The sequence below is a fragment of the Ensifer adhaerens genome (assembly GCF_028993555.1).
GTDB lineage: Bacteria > Pseudomonadota > Alphaproteobacteria > Rhizobiales > Rhizobiaceae > Ensifer > Ensifer adhaerens_I.
Map to the genome: position 1 here is coordinate 2,581,786 of NZ_CP118611.1, position 16,591 is coordinate 2,598,376.

Genomic DNA, 16,591 nt, shown 5'->3' on the forward strand with positions numbered 1-16,591 from the left:
GCGGCGCGCCGTTTGCGGGAGAAGAACCATGTCTGCAGTTATCGACAAAGCCGAAGCCCTTGACCATCTGCTCGCGACCGCCGTCGAGGACGATCACGAAGCAGGCACGTTCCGTTGCCGCCGCGATATCTTCACCAACGAAGATCTCTTCGAACTGGAGATGAAGCACATCTTCGAAAGCAACTGGGTCTATCTCGCCCATGAGAGCCAGATCCCCGAGAACAACGACTACTACACCACCTATATCGGCCGGCAGCCCGTCGTCGTCACCCGCGACAAATCAGGCGAACTGCACGCGGTCATCAACGCCTGCGCCCATCGCGGCGCCATGCTCTGCCGGCGCAAGCACGGCAACAAGGGCAGCTTCACCTGTCCCTTCCATGGCTGGACCTTCTCCAACACCGGCAAACTGCTGAAAGTGAAGGACGAGAAGACCACGCAATATCCGCCGCAGTTTGCGAAAGATGGTTCGCACGACCTGAAGCGTGTTGCCCGGTTTCAGAGCTATCGAGGCTTCCTGTTCGGCAGCCTGAACCCTGACGTTTCGTCGCTCGAAGACTACCTCGGCGAAACCAAGGTCATCATCGACCAGATCGTCGACCAGGCACCTGACGGCCTGGAAGTGCTGCGCGGCAATTCCTCCTACATCTATGACGGCAATTGGAAACTGCAGATGGAAAACGGCTGCGACGGCTATCACGTCAGCTCCGTCCACTGGAACTATTCCGCCACCATGGGTCGACGTCACGAGGAGGGCACCAAGGCGGTCGACGCCTCGAGCTGGAGCCGCTCGATTGCCGGCGTCTACGGTTTCGACAACGGCCATATCCTGCTCTGGACCACCACCATGAACCCCGAGGTCCGGCCGGTCTTCCACGCCCGCGACGAGATCAAGGCGCGCGTTGGTGATGTGAAGGCGGATTTCATTGTCAACCAGACCCGCAACCTCTGCCTCTATCCGAACGTTTTCCTGATGGACCAGTTCAGCACGCAGATCCGCGTCACCCGCCCGATCAGCGTCGACAAGACCGAGATCAGCATCTTCTGTTTCGCGCCGAAGGGCGAAAGCGCTCACGACCGGGCGCTCCGTATCCGCCAATACGAGGATTTCTTCAACGTGTCGGGCATGGGCACGGCGGACGATCTCGAGGAATTCCGCGCCTGCCAGCAGGGTTACGCCGGCATCACTGCACTCTGGAACGATCTGTCGCGCGGGGCACCGCTCTGGATCGACGGACCTGATGATAATGCCAAGCGCATGGGGCTTCAGCCACTGCTCTCGGGCGAGCGCAGCGAGGATGAAGGCCTGTTCGTCCGCCAGCATGAATATTGGGCGAAGGTGATGCGCGCAGCGCTTGCCTCTGAAAGACAAGGAGCGGTCGCATGAGCATCTCCTATCAAGCCGCCTGCGCCTTCCTCTATCGCGAAGCGCGCCTGCTCGACGACCGTGAGTGGGACGAATGGCTGACCTGCTACGCGCCCGACGTCACCTACTGGATGCCGGCCTGGGACGACGACGATCAGCTGACGGTAGACCCGCAATCCGAGATCTCGCTGATCTTCTATCCGAGCCGCGATGGCCTCGAAGATCGCGTCTTCCGCATCAAGACCGAGCGCTCGGGCGCCTCCACGCCGGAACCGCGTACCAGCCACAACGTCAGCAATGTCGAGCTCGTGGCCGATCGCGGTGAGGAGGTGGACGTCCGCTACAACTTCCACACGCTCAACCACCGCTACAAGGTCACCGACCATTTCTTCGGCACCATGTTCGTCACGCTGCGCAAGAGCGGCGACGGGCTCACGATCTCGCACAAGAAGATCGTGCTGAAGAACGACTACATCCGCCAGGTCATCGACGTCTACCACATCTGATGACCGCTGCCTGATGAGACAGGAAAGGGAGGAGCACCCATGGCCAGCTACAGGATCGCTTTGAATTTCGAGGACGGGGTGACCCGCTTCGTCGAATGCCGGGACGACGAGAAGGTGCTCGACGCCGCCTTCCGCAACAAGATCAACCTGCCGATGGACTGTTCCGACGGGGTGTGCGGCACCTGCAAGTGCCGCGCCGAAAGCGGCACCTACGACCTCGGCGACGACTTCATCGACGATGCCCTGACCTCGGACGAGGCTGAAAACGGCCTGGTGCTCACCTGCCAGATGAAGCCCTCGAGCGACTGCGTTATCGCCGTGCCGACGACGTCTGCCGCCTGCAAGACCGGGCAGCAGAAGTTCACCGCCACGGTGGCGCGGGTCATCCCGCACAATGATGCGGCGATCGTATTGGAACTGGACACGGACGCGGCACCCGCCTTCCTGCCGGGTCAATACGTCAATATCGACGTGCCCGGTAGCGGCCAGAGCCGCTCCTATTCCTTCTCGTCGGCTCCGGGTGATGAGCGGCTCGGCTTCCTGATCAAGAAGATCCCAGGAGGGCTCATGAGCACATGGCTTGAGCGCGCCGAAGCCGGGACAAAGCTTGAACTGACCGGCCCGCTCGGCAGCTTCTATCTGCGGGAGGTCCAGCGCCCGCTGTTGTTTCTGGCCGGCGGCACCGGTCTTGCGCCGTTCCTGTCGATGCTCGAACAGCTCGCCAGGACCAACCGTGACCAGAAGGTGCATCTGATTTACGGCGTCACTCGCGATCTCGATCTGGTATTGGTCGACCACATCGAGGCCTATGCGAAGCGCCTTCCCAACTTCACCTTCTCAACGGTCGTGGCGGATGCCGCCTCCAGCCATCCGCGTAAGGGCTGGGTCACCCAGCATATGCCGCAGGAGTTGCTGAACGGCGGCGACGTCGATGTCTATCTCTGCGGCCCGCCACCGATGGTGGACGCAGTACGCAAGCACTTCGACGACACCGGCGTGAAACCCAACAGCTTCCACTACGAGAAATTCACGCCGAATGTCGTGGCGAAGGAGGCCGCATGAGCGCGGCTCGCTTCGAGGGGCGCTTTGCCGGCAAGGTGCTGGTCGTCACCGGTGCGGCACAAGGGATCGGCCGCGCGGTCGCGCTGCGTGCCGCGGCGGAAGGCGGCAAGGTGGTGTTCGTCGATCGCGCCGACTTCGTCGCAGAGGTGGCGGCTGAGGCCACGGGTGCCGAGACGGCGGCCTTCACCGCCGATCTCGAAACCCACGAGGGTGCCGCCGCAGCGATGCGTTTCACTGCGGAAACATTCGGCGGCATCGACATCCTGATCAACAATGTCGGCGGCGCGATCCGCATGCGGCCCTTCGCCGAGTTCGAACCGGCGCAGATCGACGCGGAAATCCGCCGCTCGCTGATGCCGACGCTTTACTGTTGCCACGCCGTGTTGCCGCATCTCTTTGCCCGCGGGTGCGGCACCATCGTCAATGTCTCCTCGAACGCCACACGCGGCATCCATCGCGTGCCCTATTCTGCGGCCAAGGGCGGCGTCAACGCCATCACCCAGTCGCTGGCGATGGAGCTTGCCGAGCGCAACATCCGTGTTGTCGCCACGGCACCCGGCGGAACCGATGCGCCGCCACGCCGTATTCCGCGCAATGCCGCAGGCGACAATGAAGCCGAGAAGGCCTGGATGGGCGATGTCGTTAGCCAGGTAAAGCAGTCGAGCTTCATGAAGCGCTACGGCAGCATCGAAGAGCAGGCGGCACCCATTCTGTTCCTGGCCTCGGACGAGGCCTCCTACATCACCGGCAGCGTGCTGCCGGTCGCCGGCGGCGATCTCGGCTGACGGCTTTGAATTGAAACGCGCAATAACCTGGGGAGGAGATGATGCGCTCTATCGATGTGAATGAGGCAATTGACAGGAGCCCGCTCGGGCGCTTCCAGTGGATGGTGGTGGCGCTGTCGGCGTTGCTCCTGATCGTTGATGGTTACGACGTTTTTGTCGCCGGCACCGTGTTGCCGACGCTGATTGCCGAGTGGGGCCTGAGCAAGCCGCAGGCAGGCGCGCTGCAGGCCTGGGCGCTGTTCGGCATGATGTTCGGGGCGCTGATCTTCGGCCCGCTCGCCGACCGGATCGGTCGCAAGAAGGGCATCGCCATCAGCTTCGTGCTCTTTACCGTCTCGACGCTCCTCACCGGCCTTGCCAGTTCGCCGGAGCAGTTCAAGATCTTCCGGTTCTTCGCCGGTCTCGGTTGCGGCGGGCTGATGCCGAATGCCGTGGCGCTGATGAACGAATATGCGCCGAAGCGGCTGCGCGGCACGTTGGTCGCGCTGATGTTCTCCGGCTATTCGGTCGGCGGCATGGTTGCGGCCGGTCTCGGCATCGGTCTCATTCCGTCCTATGGCTGGAAGCCGATGTTCTTCATCGCCGCGGTGCCGCTTTTGATGCTGCCGGTGATCCTGTGGAAGCTGCCGGAGTCCCTCGGCTTCCTCATCCGTCAGGGCAAGCAGGAAGAGGCGAAGCGCATCTACGCGAAGATCGACCCCAGCACCCACCTCGGCCCGGCGGACCGGCTGATTTTTTCCGAGACGAAGGGCGCCTCGGCATCGGTGCTCGAGCTCTTCCGCCATCAGCGCACGCTTCGCACCCTCATGCTCTGGGTCGCCTTCTTCTGCTGCCTGCTGCTCGTCTATCTCTTGTCGTCCTGGCTGCCGAAGGTGCTGCAGGAGGCCGGCTATGCCGAAAAAGCGAGCCTGCTCAGCCTGTTCTCGCTCAATTTCGGCGGCATGGTCGGGGCGATTGCCGGTGGCTGGCTCGGAGATCGGTTCGGCCTGCCGAAGGTGGTGGTCGGCTTCTTCGTCGCGGCCGCGTTCTCGATCGCGCTGATCGGCTTCAGCCTGCCACCCGCCCTTCTGTTCTTGATGGTGTTCATTGCCGGCGCCACCACCATCGGCACGCAGATCCTGCTTTATGCCAGCGTGGCGCAGCTTTATAACCTCTCCGTTCGCTCCACCGGGCTGGGTTGGGCCTCGGGCGTCGGCCGCATCGGGGCGATCGTCGGCCCGACGCTCGGCGGCGTGCTCCTGGCGCAGGAGTTTCCGCTGCAGCAGAACTTCGCGATCTTCGCCATACCGGCGGCGGTCTCTGCGCTCGCCATGCTCATTTTCGCGATCAGCAATGCCCGCCGCGTCGAGGTTGCGCGGCTGGCGACAGCTTAGGGAATGGCGATGGTGGCCGGATCTTAAGAGCATTCGGTCACCGCCCCCTTGAGCGCGCCCTGTCGGTATCTACGTATCGCAGCGCACGTGACGCCAGGGCCGCGGCGCCGCGCCAGCAACATCGAAGCCGCCATCGCTGGCGGCTTTCCCCATTGGAGTTCCTGTTTCATGGCTTATCTTGATCTTCCCACGCACCGGCTTCACTACAGCATCGACGGCGACTACGGTGGCAATGCGCCCTGGCTGCTCTTCTGCAACTCGCTCGGCACCGATCTTTCGATGTGGGACGCGCAGATCGGGGCGCTTTCACCGCATTTCCGCGTGCTGCGTTATGATCGGCGCGGCCATGGTCGCTCCTTGGCGCCGCCTCCGCCCTATGCGCTCGCCGATCTCGGCCATGATGTGCTGGCGCTTCTGGACGCGCTTCGGATCGAGCGGACGCATTTTTGCGGCCTCTCGATCGGCGGCCTGACCGGGCAATGGCTCGGCGTGCACGCTGGCAAGCGTCTCGACAAGATCGTGCTCTGCGCAACGGCGGCGCAGATCGGCACACCCGAGGGCTGGGCCGCGCGCATCGATAGCGTCAGGACCGGTGGTCTTGCAGCCTTGACCGCTGCTACGGCCGAACGCTGGTTCAGCCCGCAGTTCGCAGCCAGCCATCGTGATGCCGTCGATCGCGTCCTCGAAAGCTTCGGCACCACCTCGACCGATGGCTATGTCGGCGGTTGCACTGCGCTGGCGGGCGCGGATCTGCGAGAAGAAATCGTAGAGATTCCCAATCCCGTACTCACCATTTCCGGCAGCGACGATCCGGTTTGCCCGCCGTCCGACCTCGAAAACATCGCCGCTCGCGTGCAGCGAGGCCGGCATCTATCGCTGCCCGGGCGCCATATCGTCAACATCGAGTCCGCGCCGGCATTCAACGCGGCGCTGCTCGAATTCCTCACTTGACTGGAACGACGAGCGGCGCGTTCCTGGTGACGATGTAGGTCGCGAGTTCCGATGCCTTGGCGGTGCCGACATTCTTCGCCACATGGGCAACGCCAGCCGGAATGAACAGCGCCTGGCCCGCCTGAAGCGTCACCGGCGCCCGGCCCTCGAGCTGGTATTCCAGCGAACCTTCGAGCACATAGGCGATTTCTTCGCCCGGATGGGAATGCTTGATCGACGCAGTGCCCGGGTCGATGTCGACGCGAACCTGCACGGCTTCGTGCCCGGGCACGCTGATCTCGTTCTTGATCAGGTCGGTGCGCTGAATGCCCTGCATCTGCTGAGCTTCAGCCATGCGAAGCGTCGTCATGCTGCCGGCGATCAGTAGGGTTGCGGCAATGATGCGGGTCGTTTTCATGGGGTTCTCCGTTGATCGAGTGCGCGTCGTTGGAAGCATCCTCATTCGAGCGGAGGCGTGTATGGGCCGTATGTCGGCCGGGCGCGCTTTTTGTAAGCCTATGTATTTCGCGGCGACGGCAAAGCATGGTCCGGCCTTGGCAGGACGGCGATCCGGAGTGCGTATCGCCGCCAGCCCGGCGCTCTCACCAGCCGCTATTCACCAAGGCTCTGCTGCAGGGCTTCGCGCGCCAGCTTGATGATATCGGCATGGATGTCGGCGCGGGAACGCTCGGTCGGCTCGCAGATGGGGTCGACTTCGCCGAAGGATTTCAGCGCTTCGGCGGCGCCGTCCTTGCATTCCGGCAGGAAGCTGAAGTGGTCGGCGCCGGCAATTGCCGCATAGGAGCCCTTTGGCGTCAGCGCCGCCAAAGGCTTGGAGGCGACGGCCAGGGGGATGGTTTCTGCGCTGCCGAGATTGATGAAGTGCATCGGTATCTCGATCTTCTTCAGGCTTTCTTCCCTATAGGCCTGGGCGAGACCGGGATCGACCAGCACGGCTGCTTTGACGCGCCGGTCAAGGCTCGATTGTTCGAAACGGGCTTTGTCGATGGTGCGAAGATCGAGCTTGTCGACCGCGACCGGCGTGTCGTCGACATAGCCCTTGCCGCCGGAAAACCAGGCGCAATCCCATTTCCGGTAGCTGTCGCAATAGCGGGCATAGGCGTCGAGGCTCGCCTCAGCGCCGGATATCTCCATGGCGGTCGAGCCGCCAAGAGAGAAGCCGAGGACGGCGATCCGGTCGGCGTCGATAACCTTGTTCCATTCGCCAGCGCCGGTGAGCTTGTCGATGACGGCGGAAAGGTCGGCCGTGCGTTCCCAGAGCTTCGGCGTGTTGGCGGGCGTCGAATCGCCGCTGGTCGTGCCGGGATGGTTGGGGCCGGCAACAATGAAGCCCGCCTTTGCGAGCGCAGTCGCCAGCCAGCTCATCGCTTGCACGCGGCCCCCGGAACCGTGCGAAACGACGACCAGGGGGAACGCCCCCGAGAGGGCGGGGGCGTTCCTTGCGGCCTCCGTTCCCTTGAAGATCTGGTTGTCGCCGACAAGGGTGGTTTCGCCGCTGGCCGCAGCCGGATACCAGATGGTGACGGAGAGATCTCGCCCTCGTTCGGGAGCCGGAACGCTGATTTCGCGCACGCCGATTTCATGGGCATGCGAGGGGGTGGCAGCGGCCAGGATGAAGATGGCGGCGGGCAGGAACTGGAAGAGGGGCATGGGCATCTCGCTGGGTTGAAAAAGAGGCATCATCGTCGCCGGCCTTACGCCTCTCTGCGTCCTTGATCACGATTCAGGTCGTCCCGAATCGCGATCTGAGCCAAGACTTCCCAGGTTGTTTGCCCACCAAAGGACCAGCTCTTGATCTTTCTGCCGTTGCCGTTCGTCGTCGCCTTGCTGTTACTGATCCTGCTGGTTGTCATGCTGCGTGGCGACGAGCCTGCGAAGCGCAATCGAGCGTTTCTCGCCCTGGTGGCACTCTGCGCCCTTCAGTCGGTGGTCGTCGGTCTGCGCTGGGGCTATGACTTTGCAGCATTGCGATTTGCTCTGCCGGTGCTCGCAAGCGGTGTGCCGCCACTGGTGCTCGCGAGTTTCTACAGCCTGATCCGCAGCCAGGAGCGAAGCGTTCCCGGCGCCGGGTGGATTCACGCGACGCCGACGATCGGCATGCTCATGCTCGTGCTGCTTGCTCCGGGATACATCGACTTCGCCCTGATCGTCGAGTATGTCGGATATGCACTGGCGCTCTTGAACCTCGCGCGTACCGGCACTGACGCATTGGACGAGGCGCGTTTCGAAGGTGCCGTCGCGGCGCACCGCGCTTTGGTGATTGCCGCGTTCTCGCTCTGTCTTTCGGCCCTCTTCGATCTTGCGATCATTCTGGACTTTGAATGGACGAAGGGGGCGAATATCGGCCTCATCGTCAGCAATGCGAATATGCTCGGATTGCTCTTCATCGGACTGACCGCGATGGTCGCAGACCGTGCACGAGCGCTTCCGGTCACCGGCACGATCGTTGACGAGGACCCAGCTTCTTCTGTGCCGCAGGACCGGGAGATCCTCGACCGGATCGAACAGTTGCTGGTCAGCCAGAAACTGGCCCGCGACGACAACCTCACCTTGTCACGTCTGGCGCGGCGCGCGGGCCTGCCGGCGCGGCAGATATCGACCGCCGTCAATCGGCTCGCGGGCAAGAACGTCTCGCAGTACATCAACGATTTTCGAATTGCCGACGCCTGCCGTCTCTTGTGCGAGACCGACATGTCGGTGACCGCGGCCATGCTCGAATCCGGCTTTCAGACGAAATCGAATTTCAATCGCGAATTCCGCCGGGTGACATCCTTGAGTCCCGGATCCTGGCGCGAGCAAAACCGGAAGGAAAAGCCTGGCCAAGAGGGCGGGGCGATCAACGCCACAGGCTATCGCTGACAATTGTGCCCGGCCGCCGTGCGGCCGGACAGGTAATGGGCAGGACCTGGCTGTCGGCCGCCGCGAGGCGGCCCGCCGGCTACTGTTGATCACCGGCGTTGCGGCCTACGGTGATCGAAAGATCCTTGGTCTTGCCGGTCCGCCAGACGCTCAAGCTCTTCGACGTGCCGGGCGAGAGGTCGGCGACCATGCGCGAGAGATCGCGCGGCGACTTGATCGGGCTGCCGCCGAGGGCGGTGATGATGTCGCCCGCCTTGAGGCCTGCCTTGGCGGCCGGTGTTCCATCATTGACGCCGGCGACGAGCGCGCCTTCTGCCTGACGGAGGCCGATCGCGTCGGCAATGTCAGCCGTCACCGGTTGAATCTGCACGCCGATGAAGCCGTGTTGGATCGAGCCGTCCTTCATCAACTCGGCGACGACCTTCTGCGCCTGATCCGAAGGAATGGCGAAGCCGACGCCGACACTGCCGCCGTTGGGCGAATAGATGGCGGTATTGATGCCGACCACTCGGCCTGCAGCATCGACCAGCGGTCCGCCGGAGTTGCCGCGATTGATCGGTGCGTCGATCTGGATGAAGTCGTCATAGGGACCACTGTGCAGATCGCGCCCGCGTGCCGAGACGATGCCGGCGGTCACCGTCGTGCCGATGCCGAACGGGTTGCCGATCGCAAGCACCTGGTCGCCGACCCTGAGGCCGTCGGAATTACCCCAGGCAACCGTGGCAAGCGGCTTCGCCGGCCTGATCTTCAGAACGGCGAGATCGTTCTTCGGATCGGCGCCGACAAGCTTGGCGGGCATTTGCGTGCCGTCGTCAAGGGTTACCGTGATGCTCGACGCCTTGTCGATGACGTGGTTGTTGGTGACGATATAGCCGTCCGCGGTGACGACGAAGCCGGAGCCGAGTGCTTCGGCCCGTTGGGCGGGGCGCTGCTGCGGAGCCGGGTCCGGCAGCGGAATGCCCTGATCGCGGAAGAACTGACGAAACTGTTCGTCGAAGGGCGAGTTTCCGCCGAGTTGCGAGGTTTCGTCGTCGCCGGCGTTGTCGGCCTTGATCACGGTGGTGATGGTGACGACCGCCGGCTTGTCTGCCGATACGATCGGAGCGAAGGAGGCGCCGGACGCAGCCGGGACCGCAACAGTTGGACCGGCTCCGGCAGCCGCAGCCGCTTCATGGCCTGCAAAGGCTGCCATGGAAAAGGGCGCGACGATGATCGCTGCGCCAAGGAGGGCGGCAGCACGGTACCTCATGAGAATGTTTGACATGATCTTGTTCCTTTCGCTGCCAGGTCGCCGAGAAACCTCAGGCGTGCGCCCCGGTCTGGGAGGCGAGCACGGCTTATTGCTTCGGTCGGCTTCGTGTGAGGGCTTGTGCCGATTGCCGAGGGACCGGGCCCAGCTCGAGCCCGGCGCCGTCGGTGACGTTCACCCGGAAGCCGGGTGAACCGCATTTACCTTGCGATCACGCCATCCGGGCGATGTCCCGGTCGAGGTGTCGAACTTCGTTTTGCAGCCGCGCATAGGATTGCGTCGGCAGCATGCCGTTATGGGCGGCGGCGGTCCTGACCGCCTGGGCGCGCACTGCGCCGTCTTCGCGTTCAAGCTTCGCATAGTTTGCCGCGGTCAGCTTGCCCTGTTCGCGGTCGGCATTGATCCGGTGGTTGTCGACCCGGAGTTCATGCAGGACGTGGTCGAGACGCGACGATGCCATGTGAACCGGGACGCGGTAGACCGGCATGGCCGGCGCGGCCATACCGTCCTGGGTGAAAATGCCCTGGTAGTAATCGCCCGTGTAGGCGCCCTTATCACTGTCGCGACCGAAGTCGTGGTGATCGGCCGCAAAGGCGCCGCCGGCGAAAGCGACGAGGGCAAGGGTTGCGATGGTGGTGGTCTTGAGGGGCGAGCGCATATCTGCATCTCCTTCAACGCGGGAAGCGGGAGGAGCTTCCCTGCAAGGCTGTCTCCTATTGTCGCGTCGCGGCCGAAGCGGTCGCCGGCAATATTCAGCCTCGGTTCGAAGGTAATACTTCGATGCGCGCTAGTCATGTTAATATAATGTAATATTTCTCGATTTTTTCTTGAAAAATCAAATTGTTAAAATTATGTAATAAACGCTATCAGCGTTTATCTCCTGGAGACTATTCTTCTCGCCATGCCGCGGAAAGGGGCTGCGGACTCCGTGTTTGCGTCGGCATCGATGACATAGCTAGGAACCGGCATAGTGCGCGCGAGGGCGGATCAACTCGCCGCTTTCGATCTGTTCCATCGCATGAGCGAGCCAGCCGACGGTGCGCGCAAGCGCGAAAATGGCGAGCGGCGCATCTTCAGGCAGAGCATAGGCCGCTGCCAGGGCGGCGAGCGAAAAGTCGAGATTGGCCGGTTCGCCGAGCAACTCCTCGCCGGCTTCGGCCAAGGTGGTGTAGAGTGCAGGCACCTCGAAGCTCGCCATGATCGCCTTGGCGCGCGGATCGCCATCGGGATAGAGCCGGTGGCCAAACGCTCTGACCACGCCGTCTGAGGAAAGCATTCCCCGGATCGCTTCGCGCACGCCACTCGCCGCTGCCTGTTCGGCCAGCCGCGTGACGCTGAGCCAGGCGCCGCCATGTCTGGGCCCGGTCAGCGCAGCAAGTCCCGAGAGCGTGGCGGCGGAAAGCGCCGCGCCAGAGGACGCCGTGACCCGGGCTGCGAAGGCCGACACGTTGAGTTCGTGTTCCGCGGTCAGCACCAGGCACTTGCGGATCGGCTCCGACGCTTCCGGCCGCCCCCAGCCGAGCGCCAGCCGCTGGTGCAGCGGCATCTGCTCTGGAGATGGCGCCATTCCCGTCGCAACACTCGCAAGCACATGGGCGGCCTCGGTCTTCAATATCGCCGGACGGCGGCCGAGCGCCGGCAGGTCGCCTTCAATGCGAGCAGCCAGACGTGCGAACGTCGTAGCCAGGCGCGATTGGCTGCCGCCGTGATCGCCGGCGGGAATGATCACTGTCTCGGATGCTTGCCAGAGCAGCGTTGCGACCTGCTCCAGCGTCGCGTCCTCGGAGAGTTCGACCGCATCGCGACCGCGATAGAACAGTCGCCCGCCGGTAATATTGGAGATCGTCGTCTGCAGAACCGGCTCACCCCAGCGGATCGCTTCGGCGGCGACGACCGCCGCCTGCCGCCGTCCGGCATGGCGTTCGGCTAGCCGATGCACGTCGTCGGCCTGATACAGGCTGCGGCGCGGGTCGGCTGGGTCGGGCTTGGCGCGAATACGCCCGCGGCTGACATTGGCATAAAGCGTCTGCCGCTTGCTGCCGAGCCGGGCGAGCGCCTCTTCGGCGGTGATCCAGAGTGTCTTCATGTTGATCGATTGCATCAAGATTGACGTCAATAGGTCTAGGTCGGATCATCCCTGGCGTAAAGGAGAAACTTGATGATGAAGAACGGACTTGAAGACGTCGTGGCCGCCGAAACGCAGCTCTCCCATGTCAACGGCGAGGCCGGCGAATTGATCATCCGTGGCGTATCGCTCGATCACCTGGTCAGCTACGCCAGCTACGAGGATGTCGTGGCTCTGCTGTTTGACGGGCTGCTGGGGCCGGCTCCGGATCGGGCCGAACTCGCCAGGCGCCTCGGGCAGAAACGGGCAGAAGTGTTCGGCCACGTTCACGCCATCGACGATGCGTTGCTGGAATTGCCGCCAGTCGACATCATGCGTGCGCTGATCGCCCGCCTCCCGGATGGTGACGATCTCGATACGGCGCTGCGCCTGCTGGCCGCTCCAGCCGTCTTCCTGCCTGCGGCGCTGCGCTTGAAGCGAGGCGAGACCCCTGTCGCGCCGACACCGTCGCTGTCCCATTCCGCAGACATTCTCGCAATGCTCGGTGCAAGCGTGCCGAGCAAAGAGGAAGTGGTGGCGCTCGACGCCTATCTGGTGACGATCTCGGACCATGGTCTCAATGCCTCGACCTTTGCCTCCCGCGTAGTCGCGTCCACGAAAGCCGGTCTCACGTCTTCGGTGCTTGCTGCAATCAGCGCGCTCAAGGGGCCGCTTCACGGCGGTGCGCCAGGGCCCGTGCTCGACATGCTGGATGCGATCGGGACACCGCAGAACGCGCAAGTCTGGCTCTCCGAGGCGCTCGATCACGGCGAACGGCTGATGGGCTTCGGTCATCGCGTCTATCGTGTCCGCGATCCCCGCGCCGACGCGCTGAAAGGTGCACTGAAGCAGCTGACCGCCGCCGACCCGGTCAACCGCGATCGCATTCAACTGGCGGAAGCCGTCGAGCAATCGGCACTCGCCATCCTGAAGGTGCGCAAGCCCGACCGTCCGCTCGACGTCAATGTGGAGTTCTATACGGCGCTTCTGCTCGACGCTCTGAAGTTCCCGCGCGACGCCTTTACCGGCGTGTTCGCGATTGGCCGGACGGTCGGCTGGGTCGCCCACGCGCGCGAGCAGGCGCTGGAAGGTCGTCTTATCCGGCCGCGTTCGCTCTATGTCGGGCCGCTGCCGCAACAGGCGGCCTGAGCGTCAGCGCGGCGCCCTATCGTGGGGCGCCGATCGCCCGCGCATTTCGCAGGTGCCGGACGCCGAAGGCCAGGTCTGGTTCGAGCTCAATCCGCGTGACGGCTTCTACATTCCGGCGGGTTTCGATCACCAGTATTTCAACATGACGGGTGAGAAGGTGGAGTTGGCTTTCGGCGTTGCGCCGGAGTTCTGACCTCATACGAAAAAGCCGGACAACATCTGTCGATGTTGTCCGGCTAAGGGCATCCGGAGACGATTTTGAGGTCGACCGGAACGAATTGGCGGCCGTCAGGCCGCCTTTTTTGCGTCGAAGGGAATCTCGATGTCGACGGCGAGCGTCGAGACCTGGGGGCCGCGCTCCATCGTTACGCGGACCTTGTCGTCGTCGATCTGCATGTGCTTGGAGATCGCCTGTAGGATTTCGTCGCGCAGCTTGGTGACGAGATCAGAATCGCCGGCAGATGCGCGCTCATGGGCCAGCAGCACCTGCAGCCGTTCGCGGGCGGCCGGAGCTGACTGGGTGCGGGAGAACAAACGGAACAGGTTCATGCAGCTTTCCTTCCGAATATCTTGCCGAGGAAGCTGCGCTTCTCGCCCGGGATGGTGATCGGCAGGGCTTCGCCCTTCAGCCGGCGGGCGGCCTCGAAATAGGCGAGCGCCGGGGCCGAGCGGTTGTCGGCGAGCGTCACCGGCGAGCCGACGTTGGAAGCGCGCAGCACGTCGGCGCTTTCCGGGATGATGCCCATCAGCGGGATCGACAGGATCTCGAGCACGTCATCGACCTTCAGCATGTCGCCGCGCTCGGCGCGAACCGGGTCGTAGCGGGTGAGCAGCAGGTGCTTTTCCATGCGCTCGCCGTTTTCGGCCTTCAGCGTCTTGGAATCGAGCAGGCCGATGATGCGGTCGGAGTCGCGCACGGACGAGACTTCCGGGTTGGTCACGACGATAGCGATATCCGCGTGGCGCATGGCCAGCGTCGCGCCGCGCTCGATGCCGGCAGGGCTATCGCAGATGACCCAGTCGAAGGCGTTCTGAAGGGCGGCGATGACCTTCTCGACACCTTCCGGCGTCAGGTTGTCCTTGTCGCGGGTCTGCGAGGCCGGCAGCAGGTAGAGCGTTTCCAGGCGCTTGTCGCGGATCAGCGCCTGCGACAGCTTGGCTTCACCCTGGATCACATTGACCAGGTCATAGACGACGCGGCGTTCCGCGCCCATGACGAGATCGAGATTGCGAAGACCGACGTCAAAGTCCACGACGACGACCTTCTCGCCATTCTGAGCGAGTGCGGCGCCCAGTGCGGCGCTGGACGTCGTCTTGCCGACGCCGCCCTTGCCCGATGTAACTACGACTACCTTGCCCATACGTCTCTCCAAGTATCTAAGAATTCGCCTTCGCCTACATCCTCATGATCCCGGCCGAATCGACCCGAATCATCCGGTGCGGACGGCAATCATCCGCACTCTTCCTTGCCTCGCCCTAGCCGAGCGTTCCCGCCTTGAGCGCTTCGCCGTCGAGCCAGATCTGCACGGCCTTGCCGCGCAGGTTCTGCTCCATGTCGTCGGCGGTCTTGTAGAAGCCGTCGATCGCAATCAGTTCCGCTTCGAGCTTGCGGCAGAAGATCCGCGCCGAAGCATTGCCGGTGGTGCCGGCCATCGCCCGGCCGCGCAGTGCGCCGTAGATGTGGATCGATCCGCCGGCGACGACTTCGGCACCGGAAGCGACCGAGCCGATGATCGTCACGTCGCCCTCGGGGAAGAACAGCGACTGGCCGGAACGCACCGGTTGGGTCACGACCATCGAAGGTGTTGCCTTGGCAGCAGCCGGCTCGGCCGTGAGGACGGTTTCCGCTGCGACTTCCAGGGGCTCCGCCTTCTCGGCCTGCTCTGCCATCTTCGCTTCGTAGTCGGCTGCCGGACGCCCGTCGTTCATGGCCGGCGGCAAGTCGGCTCCGAGCAGCGACTGGCGAGCGCCTTCAATGCCCATGATCCGGACATTGCGTTTGCCGAGCTGGTCCACGAGATCGCGCAGTTGCGAACGATCGATTTCGAGGCCATCGACGTCGAGCACGACGGGGCGCCGGAGAAAGAAGCCGGCGGAGCGGGACGCCAGATCGTCGAGCCGGGTGAGCCAATCCTCGAGGGGAAGCTCGGGGGTCAGCGCTAGCGCAAGGAAGGATCGCCCCTTGAGGCGGATCGGCCGGGATTCGGTTAACACATCGTTCATCTTGGTAAATTTTCCGTTGCCTCGGTGTATCGAGGAAATGGTTAACAAATGGTTAATTCAGCAGTGCGAAGGTTAATGAGGCGGGTCCCGCGGCTGGTCTTCCGGCACTGAAAAACAAGGCGAATCTGGTTGCCGGACCAAACCGATCTTTTGGCCACTGTTGCCGTCGCGCCGGCGGATTTGACCGTCTGCTGCCCTCTGGCGAGAGGATGATTCTTCGATCCCGTTGCATGCGATTCGCCGGGCCTCGCGAAGGGAGTTGACATTGGAGTGCTAAAATAAGAACATAACAAGAACAAATGGAGGTTTCCCATGAACCGGAGAGAAACCATGACCCATACGGAAGAAGTGATCGAACGCGCCATGGCTGCCGTTGCAGCCGCCCGGAAGAAACGCGAACACGAAGCGGAATGGCGTAAGCGGACCTTCGGACGCATCGACATGACGCCGCCGCTGCCGCGACTGAAACGCGGCGGCGTGCAGCTTTCGCTTCGGCTCGACGGTTCAGCACGGTGATAAAGTAACGACGACAGCGGGACCGGCGTGCCGCTGCGGGGGCGCCTGGCGCGGCACCGATTTTGCAATCCACCCGGAAGCAGCGGCTGCCCGCGCGCGATGATGGGCGGGTCGAGACGAAGCTTCGAGAGGACTGACTATGAGGCATCGTCGAAGCATCGATCTGATGCCGCGCGAAGATGCTGCCGGCTACGGCGCGACCCTGGAACTGCTGCCGGAATGGTATGTGCTCGTGGCGAAGTGCGGGCTGTGCCGGCATCAAGGGCGAATTGACCGTCGGGCGATAGCCAGCGCCCGCGGGTGGGATATCCACCTCAATTCGATCGACCGAACACTCAAATGTTCGCGTTGCGGAAACAGGGAGGGGAACAAACTGCTGCTTGGCAAGTTGCCCCGCGACTAGCGTGGTGATCGTGTGCCTCGGGTGGAAGCCTACAGTTTGCAGATC

17 protein-coding genes and 1 pseudogene are annotated in these 16,591 nt (G+C 63.3%); 10 read left to right on the top strand and 8 right to left on the bottom strand.

Annotation, left to right across the window (positions count from 1 at the left end; translation table 11 throughout):
- Nucleotides 1-28: 28 nt before the first annotated feature.
- The 6 genes from PWG15_RS31820 to pcaD all read left to right on the top strand — a co-directional run bounded on the left by PWG15_RS31820 (nucleotide 29) and on the right by pcaD (nucleotide 6,043).
- Nucleotides 29-1,387 (top strand): Rieske 2Fe-2S domain-containing protein, encoded by a 1,359-nt coding sequence (locus PWG15_RS31820; protein WP_275025597.1) that lies wholly within the window; start codon nucleotides 29-31, stop codon nucleotides 1,385-1,387.
- Nucleotides 1,384-1,872, top strand: coding sequence for a benzoate 1,2-dioxygenase small subunit (benB, locus tag PWG15_RS31825; protein WP_275025598.1), 489 nt, complete (start codon nucleotides 1,384-1,386; stop codon nucleotides 1,870-1,872). The genes PWG15_RS31820 and benB overlap by 4 nt, the downstream gene beginning before the upstream one ends.
- Before the next feature lie 39 nt (nucleotides 1,873-1,911).
- A complete protein-coding gene (benC, locus tag PWG15_RS31830) occupies nucleotides 1,912-2,934 on the top strand; it encodes a benzoate 1,2-dioxygenase electron transfer component BenC (protein WP_275025600.1) in 1,023 nt (340 codons plus the stop codon).
- Nucleotides 2,931-3,719, top strand: a complete 789-nt coding sequence (benD, locus tag PWG15_RS31835) for a benzoate diol dehydrogenase BenD (protein ID WP_275025602.1) — start codon at nucleotides 2,931-2,933, stop codon at nucleotides 3,717-3,719. Before benC ends, benD begins: the two co-directional genes overlap by 4 nt.
- Before the next feature lie 41 nt (nucleotides 3,720-3,760).
- Entirely contained in the window at nucleotides 3,761-5,092 is a 1,332-nt protein-coding gene (locus tag PWG15_RS31840; RefSeq protein WP_275025603.1) for an MFS transporter, read from the top strand.
- Between the two features lie 168 nt (nucleotides 5,093-5,260).
- A complete protein-coding gene (gene pcaD / locus PWG15_RS31845) occupies nucleotides 5,261-6,043 on the top strand; it encodes a 3-oxoadipate enol-lactonase (RefSeq protein ID WP_275025604.1) in 783 nt (260 codons plus the stop codon).
- On the opposite strand, the gene PWG15_RS31850 is transcribed toward pcaD, so the two are convergent.
- Complete coding sequence (locus tag PWG15_RS31850) at nucleotides 6,036-6,440, bottom strand: cupin domain-containing protein (protein WP_275025606.1); 405 nt, start codon at nucleotides 6,438-6,440, stop codon at nucleotides 6,036-6,038. The two genes, pcaD and PWG15_RS31850, sit on opposite strands and share 8 nt — an antisense overlap.
- Nucleotides 6,441-6,634: 194 nt before the next feature.
- Nucleotides 6,635-7,693, bottom strand: coding sequence for an alpha/beta hydrolase family protein (locus tag PWG15_RS31855; RefSeq protein WP_275025608.1), 1,059 nt, complete (start codon nucleotides 7,691-7,693; stop codon nucleotides 6,635-6,637).
- Between the two features lie 141 nt (nucleotides 7,694-7,834).
- Between PWG15_RS31855 and PWG15_RS31860 the strand changes: the two genes are divergently transcribed.
- A complete protein-coding gene (locus PWG15_RS31860) occupies nucleotides 7,835-8,902 on the top strand; it encodes a helix-turn-helix domain-containing protein (protein WP_275025609.1) in 1,068 nt (355 codons plus the stop codon).
- An 82-nt stretch (nucleotides 8,903-8,984) separates the two neighbouring features.
- Here PWG15_RS31860 and PWG15_RS31865 read toward each other — a convergent pair.
- The 3 genes and pseudogenes from PWG15_RS31865 to PWG15_RS31875 all read right to left on the bottom strand — a co-directional run.
- A pseudogene (locus tag PWG15_RS31865) lies at nucleotides 8,985-10,166 on the bottom strand (Do family serine endopeptidase); the annotation flags it as partial.
- Nucleotides 10,167-10,362: 196 nt separating this feature from the next.
- A complete protein-coding gene (locus PWG15_RS31870) occupies nucleotides 10,363-10,809 on the bottom strand; it encodes a hypothetical protein (protein ID WP_275025610.1) in 447 nt (148 codons plus the stop codon).
- 297 nt (nucleotides 10,810-11,106) lie between these two features.
- The gene (locus PWG15_RS31875) at nucleotides 11,107-12,252 is read right to left on the bottom strand and encodes a citrate synthase (protein ID WP_275025612.1); all 1,146 of its coding nucleotides are present in this window, start codon (nucleotides 12,250-12,252) and stop codon (nucleotides 11,107-11,109) included.
- Between the two features lie 60 nt (nucleotides 12,253-12,312).
- Here PWG15_RS31875 and PWG15_RS31880 point away from each other — a divergent pair, with 60 nt between their 5' ends.
- Both PWG15_RS31880 and PWG15_RS31885 read left to right on the top strand, forming a co-directional pair.
- A complete protein-coding gene (locus tag PWG15_RS31880; RefSeq protein ID WP_275027286.1) occupies nucleotides 12,313-13,404 on the top strand; it encodes a citrate synthase/methylcitrate synthase in 1,092 nt (363 codons plus the stop codon).
- Nucleotides 13,405-13,456: 52 nt separating this feature from the next.
- The gene (locus tag PWG15_RS31885; protein WP_275025614.1) at nucleotides 13,457-13,597 is read left to right on the top strand and encodes a cupin domain-containing protein; all 141 of its coding nucleotides are present in this window, start codon (nucleotides 13,457-13,459) and stop codon (nucleotides 13,595-13,597) included.
- 95 nt (nucleotides 13,598-13,692) lie between these two features.
- On the opposite strand, the gene minE is transcribed toward PWG15_RS31885, so the two are convergent.
- From minE to minC, 3 genes are all read right to left on the bottom strand, one after another.
- Nucleotides 13,693-13,953 (bottom strand): cell division topological specificity factor MinE, encoded by a 261-nt coding sequence (gene minE / locus PWG15_RS31890; protein ID WP_077963279.1) that lies wholly within the window; start codon nucleotides 13,951-13,953, stop codon nucleotides 13,693-13,695.
- Nucleotides 13,950-14,765, bottom strand: coding sequence for a septum site-determining protein MinD (gene minD / locus PWG15_RS31895; protein ID WP_275025615.1), 816 nt, complete (start codon nucleotides 14,763-14,765; stop codon nucleotides 13,950-13,952). Before minD ends, minE begins: the two co-directional genes overlap by 4 nt.
- Before the next feature lie 115 nt (nucleotides 14,766-14,880).
- On the bottom strand, nucleotides 14,881-15,627 hold the full coding sequence (gene minC, locus PWG15_RS31900; RefSeq protein WP_275025617.1) for a septum site-determining protein MinC: 747 nt from the start codon (nucleotides 15,625-15,627) through the stop codon (nucleotides 14,881-14,883).
- A gap of 330 nt (nucleotides 15,628-15,957) precedes the next feature.
- Between minC and PWG15_RS31905 the strand changes: the two genes are divergently transcribed.
- Complete coding sequence (locus tag PWG15_RS31905; protein WP_275027288.1) at nucleotides 15,958-16,143, top strand: hypothetical protein; 186 nt, start codon at nucleotides 15,958-15,960, stop codon at nucleotides 16,141-16,143.
- Nucleotides 16,144-16,591: the final 448 nt, after the last annotated feature.

Coding starts and splice junctions, on each gene's coding strand:
- PWG15_RS31905 (WP_275027288.1), top strand. CDS start 15,958: ATGACCCATACGGAAGAAGTGATCGAACGCGCCATGGCTGCCGTTGCA.
- minE (WP_077963279.1), bottom strand. CDS start 13,953: ATGAACCTGTTCCGTTTGTTCTCCCGCACCCAGTCAGCTCCGGCCGCC.
- benC (WP_275025600.1), top strand. CDS start 1,912: ATGGCCAGCTACAGGATCGCTTTGAATTTCGAGGACGGGGTGACCCGC.
- minD (WP_275025615.1), bottom strand. CDS start 14,765: ATGGGCAAGGTAGTCGTAGTTACATCGGGCAAGGGCGGCGTCGGCAAG.
- PWG15_RS31840 (WP_275025603.1), top strand. CDS start 3,761: ATGCGCTCTATCGATGTGAATGAGGCAATTGACAGGAGCCCGCTCGGG.
- PWG15_RS31870 (WP_275025610.1), bottom strand. CDS start 10,809: ATGCGCTCGCCCCTCAAGACCACCACCATCGCAACCCTTGCCCTCGTC.
- benD (WP_275025602.1), top strand. CDS start 2,931: ATGAGCGCGGCTCGCTTCGAGGGGCGCTTTGCCGGCAAGGTGCTGGTC.
- benB (WP_275025598.1), top strand. CDS start 1,384: ATGAGCATCTCCTATCAAGCCGCCTGCGCCTTCCTCTATCGCGAAGCG.
- minC (WP_275025617.1), bottom strand. CDS start 15,627: ATGAACGATGTGTTAACCGAATCCCGGCCGATCCGCCTCAAGGGGCGA.
- PWG15_RS31820 (WP_275025597.1), top strand. CDS start 29: ATGTCTGCAGTTATCGACAAAGCCGAAGCCCTTGACCATCTGCTCGCG.
- PWG15_RS31880 (WP_275027286.1), top strand. CDS start 12,313: ATGAAGAACGGACTTGAAGACGTCGTGGCCGCCGAAACGCAGCTCTCC.
- PWG15_RS31850 (WP_275025606.1), bottom strand. CDS start 6,440: ATGAAAACGACCCGCATCATTGCCGCAACCCTACTGATCGCCGGCAGC.
- pcaD (WP_275025604.1), top strand. CDS start 5,261: ATGGCTTATCTTGATCTTCCCACGCACCGGCTTCACTACAGCATCGAC.
- PWG15_RS31855 (WP_275025608.1), bottom strand. CDS start 7,693: ATGCCCCTCTTCCAGTTCCTGCCCGCCGCCATCTTCATCCTGGCCGCT.
- PWG15_RS31875 (WP_275025612.1), bottom strand. CDS start 12,252: ATGCAATCGATCAACATGAAGACACTCTGGATCACCGCCGAAGAGGCG.